The 19345-nt window shown below is 69.7% G+C and carries 18 protein-coding genes and 1 riboswitch; of the genes, 7 read left to right on the top strand and 11 right to left on the bottom strand.

The window, feature by feature from the left end; all coding sequences use genetic code 11:
- Window positions 1–71: 71 nt before the first annotated feature.
- From ACIF83_RS33230 to ACIF83_RS33195, 8 genes are all read right to left on the bottom strand, one after another.
- Entirely contained in the window at window positions 72–1427 is a 1356-nt protein-coding gene (locus ACIF83_RS33230) for an ABC transporter ATP-binding protein (protein ID WP_393480664.1), read from the bottom strand.
- Window positions 1424–2512: an ABC transporter ATP-binding protein gene (locus tag ACIF83_RS33225; RefSeq protein ID WP_393480667.1), complete on the bottom strand. Its 1089-nt coding sequence runs from the start codon at window positions 2510–2512 to the stop codon at window positions 1424–1426. The genes ACIF83_RS33230 and ACIF83_RS33225 overlap by 4 nt, the downstream gene beginning before the upstream one ends.
- Entirely contained in the window at window positions 2509–3519 is a 1011-nt protein-coding gene (locus ACIF83_RS33220) for an ABC transporter permease (protein ID WP_393480671.1), read from the bottom strand. The genes ACIF83_RS33225 and ACIF83_RS33220 overlap by 4 nt, the downstream gene beginning before the upstream one ends.
- Before the next feature lie 90 nt (window positions 3520–3609).
- Window positions 3610–5358, bottom strand: coding sequence for an ABC transporter substrate-binding protein (locus ACIF83_RS33215; protein ID WP_399732465.1), 1749 nt, complete (start codon window positions 5356–5358; stop codon window positions 3610–3612).
- Between the two features lie 27 nt (window positions 5359–5385).
- Window positions 5386–6384 carry an ABC transporter permease gene (locus ACIF83_RS33210; protein WP_393480676.1) on the bottom strand — a complete coding sequence of 333 codons (999 nt, stop codon included), beginning with the start codon at window positions 6382–6384 and terminating at the stop codon, window positions 5386–5388.
- A gap of 361 nt (window positions 6385–6745) precedes the next feature.
- Window positions 6746–7513 (bottom strand): enhanced serine sensitivity protein SseB C-terminal domain-containing protein, encoded by a 768-nt coding sequence (locus ACIF83_RS33205; RefSeq protein WP_399732737.1) that lies wholly within the window; start codon window positions 7511–7513, stop codon window positions 6746–6748.
- 223 nt (window positions 7514–7736) lie between these two features.
- Complete coding sequence (locus ACIF83_RS33200) at window positions 7737–8528, bottom strand: enhanced serine sensitivity protein SseB (RefSeq protein WP_393480678.1); 792 nt, start codon at window positions 8526–8528, stop codon at window positions 7737–7739.
- A 73-nt stretch (window positions 8529–8601) separates the two neighbouring features.
- Entirely contained in the window at window positions 8602–9270 is a 669-nt protein-coding gene (locus ACIF83_RS33195) for an AAA family ATPase (RefSeq protein WP_399732462.1), read from the bottom strand.
- 178 nt (window positions 9271–9448) lie between these two features.
- Window positions 9449–9546: riboswitch (glycine riboswitch) on the top strand.
- A gap of 151 nt (window positions 9547–9697) precedes the next feature.
- On the opposite strand from ACIF83_RS33195, the gene gcvT reads away from it, so the two are divergent.
- From gcvT to ACIF83_RS33165, 6 genes are all read left to right on the top strand, one after another.
- On the top strand, window positions 9698–10816 hold the full coding sequence (gene gcvT / locus ACIF83_RS33190; protein WP_393480684.1) for a glycine cleavage system aminomethyltransferase GcvT: 1119 nt from the start codon (window positions 9698–9700) through the stop codon (window positions 10814–10816).
- A gap of 116 nt (window positions 10817–10932) precedes the next feature.
- Entirely contained in the window at window positions 10933–11313 is a 381-nt protein-coding gene (gcvH, locus tag ACIF83_RS33185) for a glycine cleavage system protein GcvH (protein ID WP_393480686.1), read from the top strand.
- 14 nt (window positions 11314–11327) lie between these two features.
- Window positions 11328–12608, top strand: coding sequence for a serine hydroxymethyltransferase (gene glyA, locus ACIF83_RS33180; protein ID WP_393480689.1), 1281 nt, complete (start codon window positions 11328–11330; stop codon window positions 12606–12608).
- Window positions 12609–12723: 115 nt separating this feature from the next.
- Window positions 12724–14091, top strand: coding sequence for an L-serine ammonia-lyase (locus ACIF83_RS33175; RefSeq protein ID WP_398139813.1), 1368 nt, complete (start codon window positions 12724–12726; stop codon window positions 14089–14091).
- A gap of 371 nt (window positions 14092–14462) precedes the next feature.
- Complete coding sequence (locus tag ACIF83_RS33170) at window positions 14463–15503, top strand: phosphatidylinositol-specific phospholipase C domain-containing protein (protein ID WP_399732458.1); 1041 nt, start codon at window positions 14463–14465, stop codon at window positions 15501–15503.
- A gap of 91 nt (window positions 15504–15594) precedes the next feature.
- Window positions 15595–16152, top strand: a complete 558-nt coding sequence (locus ACIF83_RS33165) for a GH25 family lysozyme (protein WP_393480698.1) — start codon at window positions 15595–15597, stop codon at window positions 16150–16152.
- A gap of 61 nt (window positions 16153–16213) precedes the next feature.
- Here ACIF83_RS33165 and ACIF83_RS33160 read toward each other — a convergent pair whose 3' ends face one another.
- The gene (locus ACIF83_RS33160) at window positions 16214–16915 is read right to left on the bottom strand and encodes an NADPH-dependent F420 reductase (protein ID WP_399732734.1); all 702 of its coding nucleotides are present in this window, start codon (window positions 16913–16915) and stop codon (window positions 16214–16216) included.
- A 76-nt stretch (window positions 16916–16991) separates the two neighbouring features.
- On the bottom strand, window positions 16992–17984 hold the full coding sequence (locus tag ACIF83_RS33155; protein WP_399732454.1) for a zinc-dependent alcohol dehydrogenase family protein: 993 nt from the start codon (window positions 17982–17984) through the stop codon (window positions 16992–16994).
- A 102-nt stretch (window positions 17985–18086) separates the two neighbouring features.
- Between ACIF83_RS33155 and ACIF83_RS33150 the strand changes: the two genes are divergently transcribed.
- Window positions 18087–19007: an AraC family transcriptional regulator gene (locus ACIF83_RS33150; RefSeq protein ID WP_393480703.1), complete on the top strand. Its 921-nt coding sequence runs from the start codon at window positions 18087–18089 to the stop codon at window positions 19005–19007.
- A 98-nt stretch (window positions 19008–19105) separates the two neighbouring features.
- Here the strand turns inward: ACIF83_RS33150 and ACIF83_RS33145 are convergent, their stop codons facing one another.
- Entirely contained in the window at window positions 19106–19318 is a 213-nt protein-coding gene (locus tag ACIF83_RS33145) for an EF-hand domain-containing protein (protein ID WP_393480706.1), read from the bottom strand.
- Window positions 19319–19345 lie beyond the last annotated feature (27 nt).

Below are 19345 nucleotides of genomic sequence, written 5' to 3'. Positions count from 1 at the left end.
GGTGGACGGACACGGACGACTCTGCACTCTCCCGTTCAGGCATGTACATGACTTTGCCCAGTTGTCATGTGCTACTTGTCGGTTGACTCCTGGGACTTGGGGGCCGGAGCCTCGGATTCGTCAGCGGACTCCGGCTCCTCCGAGCCGGATTCCTCAGCAGCCTCGGGCTCCGCCTCGGATTCCTCGGCCTCGGCCGACGCCTCCTCGGCCTCCTCGGCCGACTCCGCCGCCGCGACCTCGGCGGCCACCGCCGCCGACGTCTCCGCCGACTCCTCCAGGACCGCTTCACCGACCAGCTCGGAGGCCTCCTTCGCCGCCGTGAGCAGGACGGTGTCCTGCGGGGCCTGGTCGGCGAAGTTCTCCGGGTGGTGGCAGGCGACCCGCTGACCGGGCTTCAGCTCCAGCAGCTGCGGCTCGGTCGTCTTGCAGATCTGCGTCGCCTTCCAGCACCGGGTGTGGAAACGGCAGCCGGAGGGCGGCGCGATCGGCGACGGGACGTCACCGCGCAGCAGGATGCGCTCGCTCTTGGTGCCCCGCCGCTTCGGGTCGGGCACCGGCACGGCCGACATCAGCGCCTTGGTGTACGGGTGCATCGGCGCCTCGTACAGCGAGTTGCGGTCGGCCAGCTCGACGATCTTGCCGAGGTACATCACCGCGATCCGGTCCGAGACGTGCCGGACGACGGAGAGGTCGTGCGCGATGATCACGTACGTCAGGCCCAGCTCCTCCTGGAGGTCGTCCATGAGGTTGACGACCTGGGCCTGGATCGACACGTCCAGCGCGGACACCGGCTCGTCAGCGACGACCAGCTTCGGCTTCAGGGCGAGCGCGCGGGCGATGCCGATGCGCTGGCGCTGACCGCCGGAGAACTCGTGCGGATAGCGGTTGTAGTGCTCGGGGTTGAGGCCGACCAGCTCCAGGAGCCGCTGGACCTCCTTCTTCACCCCGCCCTCGGGCTCCACGCCCTGGAGCCGGAAGGGCGCCGCGACGATCGAGCCGATGGTGTGCCGGGGGTTCAGGGAGCCGTACGGGTCCTGGAAGATCATCTGGACGTCGCGGCGCATCGGGCGCATCTTCCCGGTGCTCAGCCGCGTGATGTCCCGGCCCTCGAACTCGATCGTGCCGCTGGTCGGGTCCTGGAGCCGGGTGATGACCCGGCCCATGGTCGACTTGCCGCAGCCCGACTCGCCGACGACGCCCAGGGTTTCGCCCTTGCGCACCTCGAAGTCGATGCCGTCGACCGCCTTCACGGCGCCGACCTGGCGCTGCAGGAGGCCCTTCTTGATCGGGAAGTGCTTCGTCAGGCCACTGACCCTGAGCAGCACCTCACGCTCGGCGGAGCCGCCCTCGGGGGCCGACGCCTGCTGCGGGATCGCGGCCTTCCCGGCGGCGTCCTCGACGGCGTCTGTCTTGTTCGTCTCACTCACAGCTTCGGCGCAATCTCTTCGGTCCAGATCCGCGTACGGTCCTCCGCCGAGAGGTGGCAGGCGGACCAGTGGCCGCCCTCAACCTGCTGCAGCTCGGGACGCACCGTGCGGGTGACGTTCCCCTTGGGGAGGTCCGCGTACGGGCAGCGCGGGTGGAAGGCACAGCCCGAGGGGACGTTGATGAGGCTCGGCGGCGAGCCCTTGACCGGGATGAGCCGGTCGGCGGTGTCGCGGTCGATGCGCGGCATCGAGCCGAGCAGGCCCCAGGTGTACGGGTGCTGCGGCTGGTCGAAGATCTCCCCGACCGGTCCGCGCTCCACGCACCGGCCGCCGTACATCACCAGGACGTCGTCGGCGATCTCGGCGACCACGCCGAGGTCGTGCGTGATCATGATGACCGCGGAGCCGAACTCCTTCTGCAGATCCCGGATCAGGTCGAGGATCTGCGCCTGGACGGTGACGTCGAGGGCAGTGGTCGGCTCGTCCGCGATGAGCAGTTCGGGGTTGTTGACCAGCGCCATCGCGATCATGGCGCGCTGGCGCATACCGCCGGAGAACTCGTGCGGGTAACCGTCGATGCGCTTGGCGGGCTCGGGGATGCCGACCCGGTCGAGCATCTCGATGGCGCGGGTGCGGGCCACCTTCTTGCTGACCTTGTTGTGGACCCGGTAGGCCTCGATGATCTGGGTCCCGACCTTGTAGTACGGGTGCATCGCGGACAGCGGGTCCTGGAAGATCATCGCCATCTTGCGGCCACGCAGCCGGCGCACCTCGTCCGGGTCGGCGCCGATCAGCTCCTGGCCGTCCAGCCACACCTCGCCGGAGACCTTGGCGTTCGCCGCGCGGTGCAGACCCATGAGGCCGAGGGACGTCACGGACTTGCCGGAGCCCGACTCGCCCACGATGCCCAGGGTCTGGCCGCGCCGCACGTCGAAGCTGACGCCGTCCACCGACTTGACCAGACCGTCGTCGGTGTTGAAGTGGATGCGCAGGTCGCGAACGGAGAGGAACGCGTCTTCGGCATCGGAAGGGGCGGCGACGTCCGTGGCCGGTTCGCCCAGTGCCGCCTTTTCGAGCTTGCTCACGAGTACCTCACGCGGGGGTCGATGGCTGCGTACACCAGGTCGACGACCAGATTGGAGAAGACGATGAAGAAGGCGGCGACCAGGGTCACGGCCATCACGATGGGCAGGTCGTTGTCCTTGATGGCCTGGATCGAGTACGCGCCGATGCCCTGCAGGGAGAAGACCGTCTCGGTGAGCACCGCGGTACCGATGAGGGTGCCGAAGTCGATGCCGAAGATGGTGACGATCGGGGTGAGGGTCGCGCGCAGGCCGTGCTTGGTGACGACCGTGCTCTCCCGCAGACCCTTGGCCCGGGCCGTGCGGATGTAGTCCTCGCTCATCGTCTCCAGCATGCCCGCCCGGGTGAGCCGGGCGTAGGTGGCGGAGAAGAGGAACGCGAGGCTGACCCAGGGCAGGAACAGGTGCCAGGCCCACTCACCCGGGTTCTGGGTGAAGGGCACGTAGTCGGTGCTGTCCCAGATGGGCCACTGGTAGATGAACAGGACGTTGATGATCTGGCCGGTGAAGAAGATCGGGAGCGAGACGCCGGCGAGCGCGATGAACATCGAGATGCGGTCGACGGGCTTGCCCTTGCGCAGCGCCGAGATGACGCCGGTGGTCACACCGAAGATCAGCCAGATCACGGCCGCACCGACGGCCAGCGAGAAGGAGACCGGGATGCGCTGCGTGAGCTGCGGCCACACCTCGACGTGACTCTTGAAGGAGTACCCGAAGCAGGGAGCGCTGCAATGCGTGGCGTCGGGACCGAACTTGTAGTCGGCGCCTACGAACAGGCCCTTGATGTAGTCCCAGTACTGGATGTAGATGGGCTGGTCGAAGCCCAGGTTCTTCTTGATCGCGGCGATGGACTCGGGGTTGGCGTCCTTGCCGACGTACTGGGTGGCCAGCTGGGTGGCCGTCTGGCCGCCCAGGCGGGGGACCAGGAAGAAGATTGCGAAGGTGACTGCGCTGACCACCAGCAGCAGCACCAAAGCGCCGAAGACGCGTCGGATGATGTACGCAGCCACAGCTGTCCGGCTCCGGGGGGCCGGGACGGAGTGTGTCCGTCCCGGCCGCCCGGTGCCTTCACCTGCCTTTCAGGGGTATCCGGCCTGCTGTTACTTCGAGGAGCCCAGCAGCGTGTAGTCGTACATGCCGAGGTACGCCTGCGTGACCGTGACGTTGGTCGCGGACGTAGGCCTGATCAGCAGGTTCTTGCGGTAGATCAGCGGGACGACCGAGGCGTTGTCCAGGACCATCTTGTCGATCTCGCCCCAGGCCTTGGTGCGGGCCGCGGAGTCGGTGTTGGAGATGGCGTCGGACAGGGCCTTGTTGATCTTCGGGTCGTTCAGCTCCATCAGGTTGTTGCCGCCCGAGGGCTTGATGGCCGAACCGTCGATGATCTGGTCCAGGAAGCCGTAGCCGGTCGGCCAGTCGGCGCCCCACGCCATCATCATCATGCCGAGCTTGTGCTGGTGGACGTAGCTCGGGACACCGGCGAAGTTGGAGAAGTACTTGCCGGAGGGGAACTGCTTGATGTCGACCTTGATGCCGACGCTCTTGAGCGAGTTCTGGATGGCCGTGGCGGCCGCGACCTCGGCGGGGCGGTCGGCGCGGGCCGTCAGCGTGGTGGAGAAGCCGCTCGGCTTGCCGCACTGCTTCAGCTCGTCCTTGGCCTTGGCCGCGTCACCCTTGTGGCCCGGCGTGGCGTAGGTGTCGAACTTGGTGTAGCCGTTGACCGACGGCGGCAGCAGCGTGGTGGCCACGTCGCCCTTGGGCGCGCCGCCCATGGCGTCGATGACCGACTGCTTGTCGAGGGCCCACTGGACGGCCTTGCGGCAGTGGGCGTTGTCGAACGGGGCGACGTGCTGGTTCAGGGCCATGTAGCCCGTGGCACCCGCGTACGAGTTGTCCGTCTGCTTGGCGTACTTGCCGCTCAGGATCTTCGGCTGGGTCTGCGGCTGCACACCGGCGCCGGTGATGTCGGCCGTGATCTTGTCGGCGAGCAGGTCGTTGTCGACCGTGACCGGGTTGACCTTGAACTTGACGTTGATCTTGTCCGGCAGCGCCTTGCGGATCGGGTCCGTCTTCGGGTCCCAGTTCGGGTTGCGGACGAGGGAGGCGCTGGCGCCCTCCTCGTACGAGGCGAACTTGTAGGGGCCGGAGGACACGATGTGCTGGACGTACTTCGCGCCGTCGTCCTTCGCCTGCGGCACGGGGGCCGTCTGGGAGAAGGTCGCCAGGTAGTCGAAGTCGGCGAAGGGCTTGGCCAGGTGGAAGACGATCGTCTGGTCGTCCGGGGTCTCGATCGAGTCGATACCCTTCTTGTCCTTGTAGGGACCCTTGTACTTGTCGCCGCCCTTCAGGTACGCCTTGAAGTACGTGGGACCGTTGGACAGTGCCTCGGGCGCGAAGTTGGAGCGCTCGACCGCGTACTTGACGTCCTTGGACGTGATCGGCGTGCCGTCGTCGAACTTCAGGCCCGAACGCAGGTGGTACGTCCAGGTCTTGGCGTCGGCGCTGGCCTTGCCGAGGGAGTCGGCGAGGTCGGGGACGACGGTCAGGCCGTCCTTGCCGGCTGCCGGCTTGAACGTGACGAGCGTACGGGCGTACAGACGCGAGAAGTTCTGCACGAAGCCGTAGTACGTGTTGCCCGGGTCCAGGGAGTCCGGAACGTCGGAGTCCTCAAGGTTGACCGTCCCCCCCTTCTTGCTCGACGCGTTGACGATGGAGTTCAGCGCCGCGTCCTTGGCGCCGCTGCCGCCACCGTTGTTGTTCTTGCTGTCGTTACCGCCGCCGCACGCGGCAGCGCCGAGCGAGACCGCCAGGACCGTCGCCACGGCGGCGGTAACCCTTCTCGTCTTCACGTGAGGAATGCCCCCTCGATCGTTGGATCACTTGCTGCGAGGGTCGAGCGCGTCACGCAGCCCGTCACCCAGCAGGTTGAATGCCAGGACGGTGATGAAGATCGCCAGTCCGGGCACGAACATGAACTGCGGATCTGCGGTGTAGAGATCCACAGCGTTGCTGAGCATTCCGCCCCAAGAAGCCTGCGGCGGCGCGATACCGACTCCGAGGAAGCTCAGCGCGGCCTCGAAGAGGATGTTCGTCGGGATGATCAGCGTCGAGTAGACGAGGATCGGCGCGACGAGGTTGGGGAGCAGTTCGCGGAACAGGATGTACGGGCCGCGGGCGCCCAGGCTGGTGGCGGCCTCCACGAACTCGCGCCGCGCGAGACTCATCGTCTGGGCGCGCACGATACGGCCGATGTACGGCCAGCTGAAGAAGCCGATCACGAAGATCAGCACGCCGATGCGCAGCGACAGCCCGTTGAACCCGAAGAAACCGTCCTGCACAGAGGCCGAGATGGCGATGGCGAACAGCAGCAGCGGGAACGCCAGGAAGGTGTCCATCAGCCGGCTGATGACGCTGTCGACCCAGCCGCCGTAGTAGCCGGCGACGACGCCGAGCACGGTACCGATGATCACGGACAGCAGGGTGGCTCCGCCGGCGACCAGCAGCGAGACCCAGGAGCCCTCGATGACGCGGGCGAGCATGTCACGGCCGTACTGCGGCTCCACGCCCAGCGGGTGGTCCCAACTCATACCGCCCCAGCTGCCCTTGGGGGCCAGCAGAGCCGGGTCGATGAGGTCCTGGTGGAACTGGTTGGGGTCCAGCCCGAAAGCCCACTCGATCGGCTTCGCGAGCACCGCCATCAGCACGAGCAGGATGACGACGACACCGCCCGCAACGGCCAGTTTGTCCCGCTTGAAGCGGGTCCAGGCGATCTGTGTGAGTGAACGCCCTTCGATCTGAGCCTTCTTGACCCCGGCGAGCACAGCCTCGGGCGGGGTCTCGGCCTCGGCTCCGGTGGTCTCGATCGGTGCGGTCACTGTGAACCCGACCCCTCTAGCCGGTTGTTGCCCGGCCCGCGTCTGCCGCGAAGGTTTGCGGCTTTATCGACTTGCACTCGACCACGAGGTGAGCACCTCGTGTGTCTTGAGTGGGGAGTCTTCAGCGTGGCCGCGATCACCCGCCAGAGTCCAAGGCGAAAGTATGCATAACCGTGATGCGGCCATGGGGGTTCCGTTATCCGAACCTTTGGAACCGACCCGCGAACGCGCTCAGCACACCCGGTGACCGGTCACTCGTCGCCCTCGACCCGTCGCGCACACGCTCGGGCGGAGACACCCGGCGCATGCGGCGGGCATCCCGACGGACGGGGAACGCCCCGGTGGGGCGTGGTGTCACCGCTCAGTAGGCGCCGTGCACGGGCGGATATCCGTAGCCGGCAGCGGGGGCCTGCGGCTGGGGCGGCGGGGCGGCCGCGTGGGCCTCACGGTCGTAGAACGGGCGGGCGTTGGCCCGCATCCACATCACGACCGGGTCGTAGTCGTCGGTCATGGCCACCGTGGACACCGGCAGCCCGTCCGGGACCGCGCCGACCGACTGCTGCATCATCGCGCGCACCGAGTCCACCGCGGCCGGCGAGGTGTCGTACACGTCCAGGCCGATGGCCAGGTACGGGGCTCCGAGCGCGGGCTGCACCCAGGCACGGCGCAGGGAGCGCAGGGCCGGGGTGCGGTGGGCGTTCTGCGCGAGCAGGGCGTAGAACTGCGGGACCTCGATGCCGGGTTCGGACAGCCGCAGGGGGCCGGCCGGCTGACGGTCCAGGCCGGTGGCGATGCGGCGCAGGTCCAGCCAGGGGATGCCGACGCCGCCGCCCGGGGCGTGCGGGTTGAGCCAGAGGCCGAAGTGGTCGGGATAGAGGGTGCGGGCCACGTCCAGTCCGTCGACCACCTCGTAGGAGCGGTTCCAGCCGCTCGCCGAGAGTTCCTGGGCGGAGGTCACACAGGGGGCGTAGCTGAAGCCGTCGACCTCCATGTTTCCGTACTGGGCGTCGGGCGAGCCGGCCTGGCCGTGCCACAGGAGCATCCAGATCTGGCCGGAGGAGGGGGTGGCGAGGGCGCGCAACAGTGCCTCGTAGGCGTCGTAGCGCCCGGGGGTGACCTGGCGCAGCATGTGCTCGACGCTGCCGCTTGGGCTCGCGCTCACCTGTCTTGCCCTTCTTTGAAGTGCCCCGCGTTTGGAGACAGCTTAAGCGCCAGTAACCCGGGGGCTTGTGTTCGTCTGCGGGTGCGGGTGCGTGGTGGCTTGTCGCGCCCCGCGGCGGAGCCGCATATCGGACACAGCCCCGCGCCCCTGGGTCGGCTGCCCCCGGGTTGGCTTCCCGTGGACGTGGAAGCTAATGCCCGTACTGGTAGAAAGGGCGCACGTTCGTCCTGAGCCAGTCCGCCACCGGGTCCTGGGCCACGTCGAGGAGGACCAGGTTGACGGGCCACTTGACCGGGACTTTGCCGAGGGCCTTGCCGAGGGCGTCCAGGGGGAGGGCGCGCAGGTCGCCTTCCCACTGGGAGAGTTCCACGCCCACGAACATGACGGGGTCGGCCGTCTCGATGGCGGCGAGGCAGCGGCGGGCGGTGAGGACCACGCCGGTGGCGGCGAACTCGGCGGAGGCGGCGGCCAGGAAGTCGACCGGGTCGTCCTGCCAGTCGGGCTCGAAGAGGCGGACCCGGCCGCCGGAGCCGGGGCCGTCCAGCGGGGTGCGGTCCACGCGGCACAGCTCGGCCACCGCCTCGGGCGGCAGCGGGATGCCGACCACGCCGTCGGGGTTGACGGCGATGCCGACCTGCGGGGGCAGGCCGCGGGCGAACTCCACCGCCGGGGCGATGGTGTACGACATGTGGGAGCCGGTCGCCTGGCGGAGCTGTTCCTCGGAGCTGAAGACCGGGACGTACACCTGGCCCTCGATGTCCATCGTGGGCAGGTCCAGGGGGCCGCTCTGCGGACCGCCGCCGCTCGGCAGGGGGATCCAGAGGAAGCTGCGGCCCAGCACCTCGATGATCCGGCCGCCCGCGGAGGGTATGCCGAGGGAGGCCGAGAGCACCTCCTCCAGCTCGTTGCCGGGCCAACCGCCGTGCGGGTGGGGGTGCGTCTGTGCCGGGAAGTCCGCGGGAGTGTCCGCCGGGAAGTCCATCTGCCTACCGCCTGCTGGGAACCATGCTGAGGATCAAAAGGCTAGCGGGTACCTGTGACAGCGACCGGTCCGATCAGCCGGTGAAGGTTATGCGGTGCAGGACGTCCGCCGCGTCCCGGTCCAGCAGCACGGCCGAGCCGCAGCCGGCGGGCAGCTCGCCTCGCTCCACCGCGCGCAGCAGCCGGGCGGTCGTACGGCGGTGGCGGCTGAAGGCGTACCGGGACACGCCGCGACCGCGCTCGCGCTGGCCCTCGCGGGCCGTGCCGGCGGTGACGTCGAGAAGGAGCAGGTGCAGGGTGCCGCCGCGGCGGCGGGCCTCGCGGGCCAGCCAGGAGCGCACCCAGGGCTGGGTGCCGCAGTCGTGCACGACGACCCCTTCGCCGGTGCGCAGGGCACGGCGCAGTCCGGCGTAATGGGCGAGGCGGACCAGGGGGCGGTAGAGCGCGTAGGGGAGGAGGCGGGGCATGCGGGTGTCCCAGCGGTCGCGGGTGTCCTGGGAGTCGATGCGGTGGCCGGGGACGGCGCGGTGCATCAGCGTGGACTTGCCGCTGCCGGGCAGGCCGGTGATCACCACCAGGTCGGCGGGCCCGAAGACCAGGGCGTGCGGGCTGCGGCCCCCGCGGTCGCGCAGGTCGCGGACGACCGGGGCCGGGCGGTCGGCGCAGCGCTCGCGGGCCGGGGCGGAGGGCTGCTCGGGCACCGCGATGCCGGTGGTGGCGGCGTAGGCCGTGGTCCTGTTCACCGTGATCGTCCTCCCCTGTGGGCTTCGTAATCCCCTGCCCATCACATGTAAAGAGAAGGTAATGCGCCGCGTCCAGTGGTTCGGTGCGCGTACTGCCACAGGTCGGTTACAGATGCGGGCCCTGACGGGTGGGGGCAAGGCGTGCAATGATGTGCCCGCCAACTGCATACCGGCCGCTTGAATCCGCGCGGGAGAGTTCCCAGCAGCCTTCGCTGGGACGCCGAAGGAGCAAGTCCCTCCCTTGAATCTCTCAGGCCCCGTTACCGCGCGGGCGAGGCACATCTGAAAAGCGGGCCGCTGTGTCAGTGGCTCCACCCAAGGTGCAAGCCGTGGTCGTCCCTGTGGCGGTCTCGGCGAACCTCTCAGGTTCCGATGACAGATGGGGAGGAACGACCTCGCCCGTCATGCCTTGGGAGACGACCGACCGATGAGCAGTACCGAACTCCGTCACACCGCGTTGGATGCCCTCCATCGCTCGCTCGGTGCGACGATGACCGACTTCGCGGGCTGGGACATGCCCCTGCGCTACGGCTCCGAGCGCGACGAGCACGTGGCCGTGCGGACCAGGGCCGGCCTCTTCGACCTGTCCCACATGGGCGAGATCACCGTGACCGGCGCTCAGGCGGCGGCCCTGCTGAACTTCGCCCTGGTCGGCAACATCGCCTCCGTCGGCGTCGGCCGCGCCCGCTACACCATGATCTGCCAGGCCGACGGCGGCATCCTGGACGACCTGATCGTCTACCGCCTCGGCGAGACCGAGTACATGGTCGTCGCCAACGCCTCCAACGCCCAGGTGGTGCTGGACGCGCTGACCGAGCGCGCCGAGGGCTTCGACGCCGAGGTGCGCGACGACCGTGACGCGTACGCGCTGATCGCGATCCAGGGCCCCGAGTCCCCCGGCATCCTGAAGTCCCTCACGGACGCCGACCTGGACGGCCTGAAGTACTACGCGGGCCTGCCCGGCACGGTGGCCGGCGTCCCCGCCCTGATCGCCCGCACCGGCTACACCGGCGAGGACGGCTTCGAGCTGTTCGTGAAGCCCGAGCACGCCGTGGAGCTGTGGCAGGCGCTGACCGAGGCCGGCGAGGGCGTCGGCCTGGTGCCCTGCGGCCTGTCCTGCCGGGACACCCTGCGCCTGGAGGCGGGCATGCCGCTGTACGGGCACGAGCTGAGCACGTCCCTGACGCCGTTCGACGCCGGGCTCGGCCGCGTGGTGAAGTTCGAGAAGGAGGGCGACTTCGTCGGCCGCGAGGCGCTCACCGAGGCAGCCGCCAAGGCCGAGCAGAACCCGCCGCGGGTGCTCGTCGGTCTGATCGCCGAGGGCCGCCGGGTGCCGCGCGCCGGGTACGCCGTCGTCGCGGGCGGCGAGGTCATCGGCGAGATCACCTCCGGCGCCCCCTCCCCCACCCTGGGCAAGCCCATCGCCATCGCGTACGTCGACGCGGCGCACGCGGCGCCGGGTACCGCGGGCGTCGGTGTGGACATCCGCGGGAGCCACGAGCCGTACGAGGTCGTGGCGCTGCCGTTCTACAAGCGCCAGAAGTAGACACTGGGCGCGGTCCGTACCCAGAACGTGACCCTGCGCACACTTCACCTGCTCATCAGCAGGTTCAGCAGTCCCCCATTCACCAGCACTCCCGCGCGTACAGGAGAATTCAGGCCATGAGCAACCCCCAGCAGCTGCGCTACAGCAAGGAGCACGAGTGGCTGTCGGCCGCCGACGAGAACGGCGTCGCGACGGTCGGCATCACGGAGTTCGCGGCCAACGCACTCGGCGATGTGGTCTACGCCCAGCTCCCCGAGGCCGGTGACACGGTGACCGCGGGCGAGACCTGCGGCGAGCTGGAGTCGACCAAGTCGGTCTCCGACCTGTACTCCCCGGTCTCCGGCGAGATCGTCGAGTCCAACCAGGACGTGGTCGACGACCCGTCGCTGGTGAACTCCGCCCCCTTCGAGGGCGGCTGGCTGTTCAAGGTTCGCGTCACGGAGGAGCCGGCCGACCTGCTCTCCGCCGACGAGTACACCGCCCAGAACGCCGGCTGAGGAGTCGTAGCCGTATGACTGTCCTGAACACGTCCCTGCACGAGCTCGACCCGGAGATCGCCGCCGCGGTCGACGCCGAGCTGAACCGTCAGCAGTCGACCCTGGAGATGATCGCCTCCGAGAACTTCGCGCCGCTCGCGGTGATGGAGGCCCAGGGCTCGGTCCTCACCAACAAGTACGCCGAGGGCTACCCGGGCCGCCGCTACTACGGCGGCTGCGAGCACGTCGACGTGGCCGAGCAGATCGCCATCGACCGGATCAAGGAGCTGTTCGGCGCCGAGTACGCCAACGTGCAGCCCCACTCCGGCGCCTCCGCGAACCAGGCGGCCCTGTTCGCGCTGGCCCAGCCCGGGGACACCATCCTCGGCCTGGACCTGGCGCACGGCGGCCACCTGACCCACGGGATGCGGCTGAACTTCTCCGGCAAGCAGTTCAACGTGGTCGCCTACCACGTGGACGTCGAGACCGGTCTGGTCGACATGGCCGAGGTCGAGCGACTGGCCAAGGAGCACCGCCCGAAGGTGATCATCGCGGGCTGGTCGGCGTACCCGCGTCAGCTGGACTTCGCCGAGTTCCGCCGGATCGCCGACGAGGTCGAGGCCTACCTGTGGGTCGACATGGCGCACTTCGCGGGCCTGGTCGCCGCCGGTCTCCACCCGAACCCGGTCGAGTACGCGGACGTGGTCACCTCCACGACCCACAAGACGCTCGGCGGCCCGCGCGGCGGCATCATCCTCGCGAAGAAGGACTTCGCGAAGAAGCTGAACTCGTCCGTCTTCCCGGGCTTCCAGGGCGGCCCCCTGGAGCACGTGATCGCGGCCAAGGCGGTCTCCTTCAAGGTCGCCGCCTCGGAGGACTTCAAGGAGCGCCAGCGCCGTACGGTGGAGGGCGCGCGGATCCTCGCCGAGCGGCTGACCGCGGCCGACGCCCGCGAGGCCGGCGTGAACGTGCTCTCCGGCGGCACGGACGTGCACCTGATCCTGGTCGACCTGCGCGAGTCCGAGCTGGACGGCCAGCAGGCCGAGGACCGCCTCCACGAGGTCGGCATCACGGTCAACCGCAACGCCGTCCCGAACGACCCGCGTCCCCCGATGGTGACGTCGGGCCTGCGGATCGGCACGCCCGCCCTGGCGACCCGCGGCTTCACGGCCGAGGACTTCGCCGAGGTCGCGGACGTGATCGCCGAGGCGCTCAAGGCGCCTTCTCCCTTCGGGGAGGCCGACGCGGCGGCCCTGAAGGCCCGGGTCAAGGCCCTGGCCGACAAGCACCCGCTGTACCCCGGTCTGAACAAGTAAGTCCGAAGTACCCCGGCACCGCGCACACTGGACACCAGAAGGTGCGCGCGGTGCCGGGGCGGTGCCCACCCCGCACCACACCCTGAGCACCACCCCCCGTATTGAGGAGTTCCCCGTGGCCATCTCGGTCTTCGACCTGTTCTCGATCGGCATCGGCCCGTCCAGCTCCCACACGGTCGGCCCGATGCGCGCGGCGCGCATGTTCGCGCGGCGACTGCGCAACGAAGAGCTGCTGGAGTCCGTCACGTCGATACGCTCCGAGCTGTACGGCTCACTCGGCGCGACCGGCCACGGCCACGGCACGCCCAAGGCGGTGCTGCTCGGCCTGGAGGGCGCCTCGCCGCGCACGGTGGACGTGGAGACGGCGGACCAGCGGGTGGAGGACATCAGGACGACCAAGCGGCTGCGCCTGCTCGGCGAGCACGAGATCGCGTTCGACTTCGCCGCCGACCTGAAGCTGCACCGCCGCAAGGCGCTCCCGTACCACGCCAACGGCATGACGCTGTGGGCGTACGACGCCGCGGGCACGGAGCTGCTCTCCAAGACGTACTACTCGGTCGGCGGCGGCTTCGTCGTGGACGAGGACGCGGTCGGCGCGGACCGCATCGTGCTGGACGACACCGTCCTGAAGTACCCCTTCCGCACCGGCGACGAGCTGCTCCGCCTCACGAAGGAGACGGGCCTGTCGATCTCCTCGCTGATGCTGGAGAACGAGCGGGCCTGGCGCACGGAGGAGGAGATCCGGGCCGGGCTGCTGGAGATCTGGCGCGTGATGCGCGAGTGCGTGCAGCGCGGCATGTCCCGCGAGGGCATCCTGCCGGGCGGTCTGAAGGTCCGCCGCCGCGCGTCCGTCACGGCCCGTCAGCTGCGCGCCGAGGGCGACCCGCTGGCGCACGCCATGGAGTGGCTCACGCTCTACGCGATGGCGGTGAACGAGGAGAACGCGGCGGGCGGCCGCGTGGTCACCGCCCCCACCAACGGCGCGGCCGGCATCATCCCGGCGGTCCTGCACTACTACATCAACTTCGTGCCCGGCGCCGACGAGGACGGCGTGGTCCGCTTCCTCCTGGCCGCCGGCGCGATCGGCATGCTCTTCAAGGAGAACGCCTCCATCTCCGGCGCCGAGGTCGGCTGCCAGGGCGAGGTCGGCTCCGCCTGCTCGATGGCGGCCGGCGCCCTCGCCGAGGTCCTCGGCGGCAGCCCGGAGCAGGTCGAGAACGCCGCCGAGATCGGCATGGAGCACAACCTCGGCCTCACCTGCGACCCGGTCGGCGGCCTGGTCCAGATCCCCTGCATCGAGCGCAACGGCATGGCCGCGGTGAAGGCCGTCACGGCCGCCAAGATGGCGATGCGCGGCGACGGCTCCCACAAGGTGTCCCTGGACAAGGTCATCAAGACCATGAAGGACACCGGGGCGGACATGAGCGTGAAGTACAAGGAGACGGCTCGGGGCGGGCTGGCCGTCAACATCATCGAGTGCTAGGCCGCGTCTCCCTCCGCAGCCGAGCGCGGTCGAAGGCACCCACGCCCAGACCCGCCAGTACGGCCGCCTCGATCCTCTAGACCGGCAGCCACAGGGTCCTCGTCGATGCCAGGCAGTCGGCGACGGCCTCATGGCGGTGGAGGGCATGCGCCGAAGCCAGGGCGGCACCGTCGCGGCCCGCGAGATTCGCCGGCGTGGCCTCCACCCGAAAAGAGAACACCGTCACATCCCCAAGGGCCAGGTCACGGATTCTGTGACCTGGCCCCCTTCTGTCCCGCACCCCGCATTGACCTTCGCCCAGGCTCTACCCACCGGTAACCCCCTCCCGCTACTCTGCGGCCAACTTGGCCACCAAAAAGGGGAGTTGGGACATGAGCGCGGTTCGCGCGGCGAGACGGGTGGCGGCTCTGACGGGGGCCGCCGCGCTGCTGGTGGCGGTGCCCATGGACGCCCACGCGGCGTCGCCGAAGTTCTCCGAGACAACGGCGATCGGGACGCACAACGCGTACGACAAAGCCAAGTACACGTATTTCGCACAGGCATTGGACTCCGGTGCCTCGCTGCTGGAGCTGGACGTCTACGTCGACAGCCTGACCAAACGGTGGCGGGTGAGCCACAGCAACCCGCTGGGCAACAACAACAACTGCGAGGCCGCGAAGACGCCGGGCGAGCTGTACAGCAAGAGCCGGAACCAGGATCTGGGCAGCTGCCTGGACAACATCGCGGCCTGGAACCAGCTGCACCCCGACCACCCGCCGATCGTGTTCAAGGTCGAGATGAAGGTCGGCTTCAACGACAAGGGGGGCATGGGTCCCGACGAGTTCGACACCCTGGTGTCGCAGAAGCTCGGCGACAGCGTCTACAAGCCGGCCGACCTGCTGGGCGGGACGTACTCCTCCCCGGACGCGGCGGCCAGGGCCGGCGCCTGGCCCTCCCGCGACTCCCTCAGGGGCAAGTTCCTCTTCGAGCTGATCCCGGGCACGGTGGAGCAGGCCAACCCCTTCGACCACTACTGGACGGACGAGGAGTACGGCGACCATCTGCGCGACCTGTACGCGGCGGGGAGGATCGGCGAGGCGCAGGCCTTCCCGGCCGTGCTCGGCGCGGCGAACGGCGACCCGCGCACCAGCCGTTACGACGCCTCGATCCGGCCCTGGTTCGTGTTCTTCGACGGGGACGCGGCGACGTACGTGAACAACGGCTACGACACCTCGTTCTACTCCGCGAACCACTACATCCTGATCACCACGGGCGCCGACGGCGTATCCCCCACGATCTCCTCGACCGATCCCACGGACGCAGAAGTCGCCGCCCGGCTCGCCCTGCTGGCCAAGGACCACGCGAGCATCATCACCTCGGACTGGTCGGCCAAGTCGGCGTCGGTCCTGGGGTCGGTGGCAACCCGGAGCTGACATTTCGGGTGCACCGGCGGATCTCCCGTGCCAAGGTGGGGCATATACACGTCAACTCCTGTCCCCCCACTGACACTCAAGGGAGTCCCCCATGCTGCACGGCATCGACGTCAGCGCGTACCAGTCGTCGTCGTACGACACGGACGGCCTCTCCTTCGTCTTCATCAAGGCGACGGAGGGGCGTTCGTACGTGAACCCGAGACTCGCCGCCCAGGCCAAGCACGGCCGCGACGCCGGACTCGTCGTCGGCTACTACCACTTCCTGTGGCCGGGTCACATCGCAGGCCAGGCCGAGTACTTCGTCAGGCACGCCCCCGAGCGGGCGGGTGACCTGCTCGCCGTCGACTGGGAGACGACCAGCGACGGCACGCACGCCAGCAACGCGGAGAAGGACCTGTTCATCCGGACGCTGAAGGAACTCCGGCCCCACAACAAGGTGTTGCTCTACTCCAACCGGGAGTACTGGCTGAACGTGGACGTCACCTCGTACGCCGGCGACGGCCTCTGGATCGCCGACTACGTGAGCGCGGGCCACCCCCGCATCAAGGCCAAGTGGCGCTTCCACCAGTACAGCAGCGAGCCGCACGACAAGAACGTGGCCGCTTTTGCCGACCGCAACGCTCTGCGGGAGTGGGCCGCCGGGAACTGAGGTCGGCCGTGGACGACGTCGCCGGCGAGGACGAGGCCGCCCCGGCCGGGCAGCCCGGGAGTCAGCCGCGGAAGTCCGCCGGGCGTTCCGGGGACGCCTCCGCCAGGGCCTTCCGCACGGCTTCCAGGCCCGCCTGCAGGCCGTAGACCGGGGTGCCCGGCTGCTGACGCCAGGAGTCGTCGAGGCCGCCCGTGTCGACCGTGTCGAAGCCGAGTTCGTCGATGAGGTCGCGGACGACCTGCTTGGCGGCCCGGTCGTCGCCTGCCACCGGGAGGGCCATGCGCTCGGGGTCGCCGGCCGGGCGGGGGCGGTCGAGGATGTCCTGGGCGTAGGTGCCGTTGAACGCCTTGATCACGGGGTGTCCGAGGTGCCGTTCGGTCCAGCGGCTCTCGGTCAGGCCCTCGTCCTCGATGCCGGCGATCCGGCCGTCGCGCTGCTGCGGGTAGTAGTTGTTGGTGTCGATCACGGCGACGCCCTCGGCCGCGCCGTCCAGCAGGCCGGAGGGGAGGTCGGGGACCCGGTTCAGGGGGACGGTGACCACGACGACCTGGGCGCCCTTGGCGGCCTCCGTCGCCGGAACCGGGGTCGCACCGGTCTCCTCGGCCAGTTCCTTCAGGGTCTCGGGGCCACGGGAGTTGGCCACGGACACGTCGTGGCCGAGGGCGGTGAGCCGCCGGGTGAGGTTGCCGCCGATGTTGCCCGCGCCGATGATGCCGATCTTCATGACAGAACCTTCCGAGGTCGATGCATGTGCATGCGTCAGTCGTCGGCGACAACCTCAGGGGGAACGGGAGTATTCCGGTGACTACGGCAAGCGGGCGACCGCTCGCCGAACGCCCTCAGACCCGTACGACGATCTTGCCCGTGTGCCGGTTGGACTCCATCAGGCGGTGGGCGTCCCGGATCCGGTCGAGGCCGTCGAAGACCTCGCCGAGAACCGGGCGGAGGGTGCCGTCGGCGAGGCCGGAGGCGAGATGGTGCGCGGCGCGGTGGCGGCCTTCGGCGGTGCCGGTGAGGGCGATGTTGGCGTAGCCGTGGACGGTGAGCGGCCACTGCCGGGGCAGCAGGATGGGCCGCTCGTCCAGCCAGCCGTAGGAGACCAGGGTCCCGTCCTGGACGACCGCCCCGCCCAGCTCCGCGAAGCCGGCGCCGCCGATCGCGTCGAGGACGATGTCCACACCCCGCCCGCCGGTCAGCCGCCTGGCCTCCTTGACCACGTCCTCGTCGGCGCTGACGATCACGTGCTCCGCGCCGAGGTCGAGCAGCCGCTGCCGCTTGGCCTCGGTGCGGGTGGTGACGATCGGGACGGCTCCCGCCCGGCGGACGACCTGGATCGCCGCGGAGCCGACCCCGCTGGACGCGCCTGTGATCAGCACCCGGTGCCCCGGGACCAGGCCGGCCCGCTCCACCAGCGCGCCGTACGCCGTGGTGTACGTCATCCAGGCAGCCGCGCCCGTCACGGCGTCGACCCCGGCGGGGCGCGGGACCAGCGCGCTCTCCGGAAGGAGCACCCGGTCGCCGTAGACGCCGTGGGCGCTGAGCTCGAAGTTGGCGGCCGAGAGGACCGGGTCGCCCGGCGCGAAGGCGGTGACTCCCGCGCCGACCGCCTCGACCTCGCCCGCCGCCTCGTAGCCGTTGCGGGAGGCGGGCAGGGTCGGCCGGTAGTAGTAGGTGCCCGCGCGGAAGAGGGCTTCGGCCCGGTTGAGGCCCAGCGCCTCGACCTTCACCAGCACCTCGCCCGGGCCGGGGTCCGGCAGCTCGACCTCCTCGACCGTGAGCACGTCGGGGCCGCCGAGTTCGTGAAAGAGCACTGTGCGTGCGGAAGTTGTCATGCCGTCGACGCTAAGTCCGGTACGGGAGACGCTCCATGTCCTCCGGTCTCGGTTTCATGTCCGTGCGTCTTCCCGGCCCAACTTCCGGGCTACGGTGGCCCCATGGACGTGCTCAGCGACGTCGTCGCCGCCATGCGCACCGGCCGCCCGCACTCCGCGCGCCGGTACAAGTACGCACCCTGGGGCCTGCACTTCGGCGCCGCCGACGAGGCCGGCTTCCATGTGGTGCTGCGCGGCTCGGCCTGGCTGATCCCGGACGGCGGCGAGCCGGTGGCACTGGCGCCCGGGGACGTCGTCTTCCTCGCGCACGGCCAGGGGCACGCGCTGGCCAGCGGGTTGGACGTACCCCTGCAGGAGGTACGGCTGCTGCCGGACGGCACCTGGAGCGGTCCGGCACCGGGCGAGCCGCGGGAGGGCTGTCCGGACACGGTCACGCTGTGCGGCACCTACCGGCTCGACCGCGACCGCGCCCACCGGCTGCTGGCCGAACTGCCTCAGGTCGTGCACCTTCCCGCCCATGTCGGCAGCCACCGTTCACTGCGGGCGGCGGTGGAGCTGCTCGGGATGGAACTGGAGGAACTGCGCCCGGGGACGGACGCGATCGTCACCTCACTGCTGGACACCCTGCTGCTGTACATCCTGCGGGCCTGGTGGGAGAGCGAGCGTGCGGCCGGGCGGGCACGGGGCTGGTCGGCCGCGCTGGCCGACCCGGCGGTCGCGGCGGCACTGCGCGCGCTCCACGGTGACCCGGCGCAGGCCTGGACGGTGGCACAGCTCGCCGCGACCGGCGGCCTGTCCCGCGCGGCCTTCGCCCGTCGCTTCACCGCGCTGGTGGGCGAGCCGCCTCTGGCGTATCTGACCTGGTGGCGTATGACGGTCGCCGGACGGCTGCTGCGCCACGACGACCTGTCCCTGCGCCAGGTGGCCGCCCGCACCGGCTACACCTCGGAGTTCGCCTTCGCCAAGGCGTTCAAGCGGGAGTACGGGGTGGCGCCGGGGCAGTACCGACGGGGGGCGGCGTAAGCGGGCTGTCGGGACGCACGGGGGCCGGATCCGCCGACGGCGCACCGCACGACGAAGGGGGTGCCCTCCCCACGGGACGGGCACCCCCTTCGGGTGGGTCACTTGTTCAGGTAGGCCCAGAACTCGTCGAACGACAGGACCTTGTCGCCGTTCAGGTCGCGGGTCTTGATGATGGCCTCGGCGACCGTCTCGGTGACGTTCCAGTCGCCCTCCTGCGCCAGGGCGTGCTTGAACTCGGCAGCGGTGATGACACCGTCACCGTCCGCGTCGATCCGCTGGAACTGCTTGCGTGCTTCCTCGATGTCGGCCACCGGTCCGCCCCTTTTGTTCGTGATTCT

It is taken from the genome of Streptomyces sp. NPDC085866, from assembly GCF_044541035.1.
Lineage (GTDB): Bacteria > Actinomycetota > Actinomycetes > Streptomycetales > Streptomycetaceae > Streptomyces.
The sequence above is the reverse complement of the archived record's forward strand: the minus strand, read 5'-3'. Positions and strand labels throughout refer to the sequence as shown.

Coding starts and splice junctions, on each gene's coding strand:
- ACIF83_RS33205 (WP_399732737.1), bottom strand. CDS start 7,513: ATGCTGCGCCAGGTCACCCCCGGGCGCTACGACGCCTACGAGGCACTG.
- ACIF83_RS33200 (WP_393480678.1), bottom strand. CDS start 8,528: ATGGACTTCCCGGCGGACACTCCCGCGGACTTCCCGGCACAGACGCAC.
- gcvT (WP_393480684.1), top strand. CDS start 9,698: ATGAGCAGTACCGAACTCCGTCACACCGCGTTGGATGCCCTCCATCGC.
- gcvH (WP_393480686.1), top strand. CDS start 10,933: ATGAGCAACCCCCAGCAGCTGCGCTACAGCAAGGAGCACGAGTGGCTG.
- glyA (WP_393480689.1), top strand. CDS start 11,328: ATGACTGTCCTGAACACGTCCCTGCACGAGCTCGACCCGGAGATCGCC.
- ACIF83_RS33170 (WP_399732458.1), top strand. CDS start 14,463: ATGAGCGCGGTTCGCGCGGCGAGACGGGTGGCGGCTCTGACGGGGGCC.
- ACIF83_RS33165 (WP_393480698.1), top strand. CDS start 15,595: ATGCTGCACGGCATCGACGTCAGCGCGTACCAGTCGTCGTCGTACGAC.
- ACIF83_RS33155 (WP_399732454.1), bottom strand. CDS start 17,984: ATGACAACTTCCGCACGCACAGTGCTCTTTCACGAACTCGGCGGCCCC.
- ACIF83_RS33150 (WP_393480703.1), top strand. CDS start 18,087: ATGGACGTGCTCAGCGACGTCGTCGCCGCCATGCGCACCGGCCGCCCG.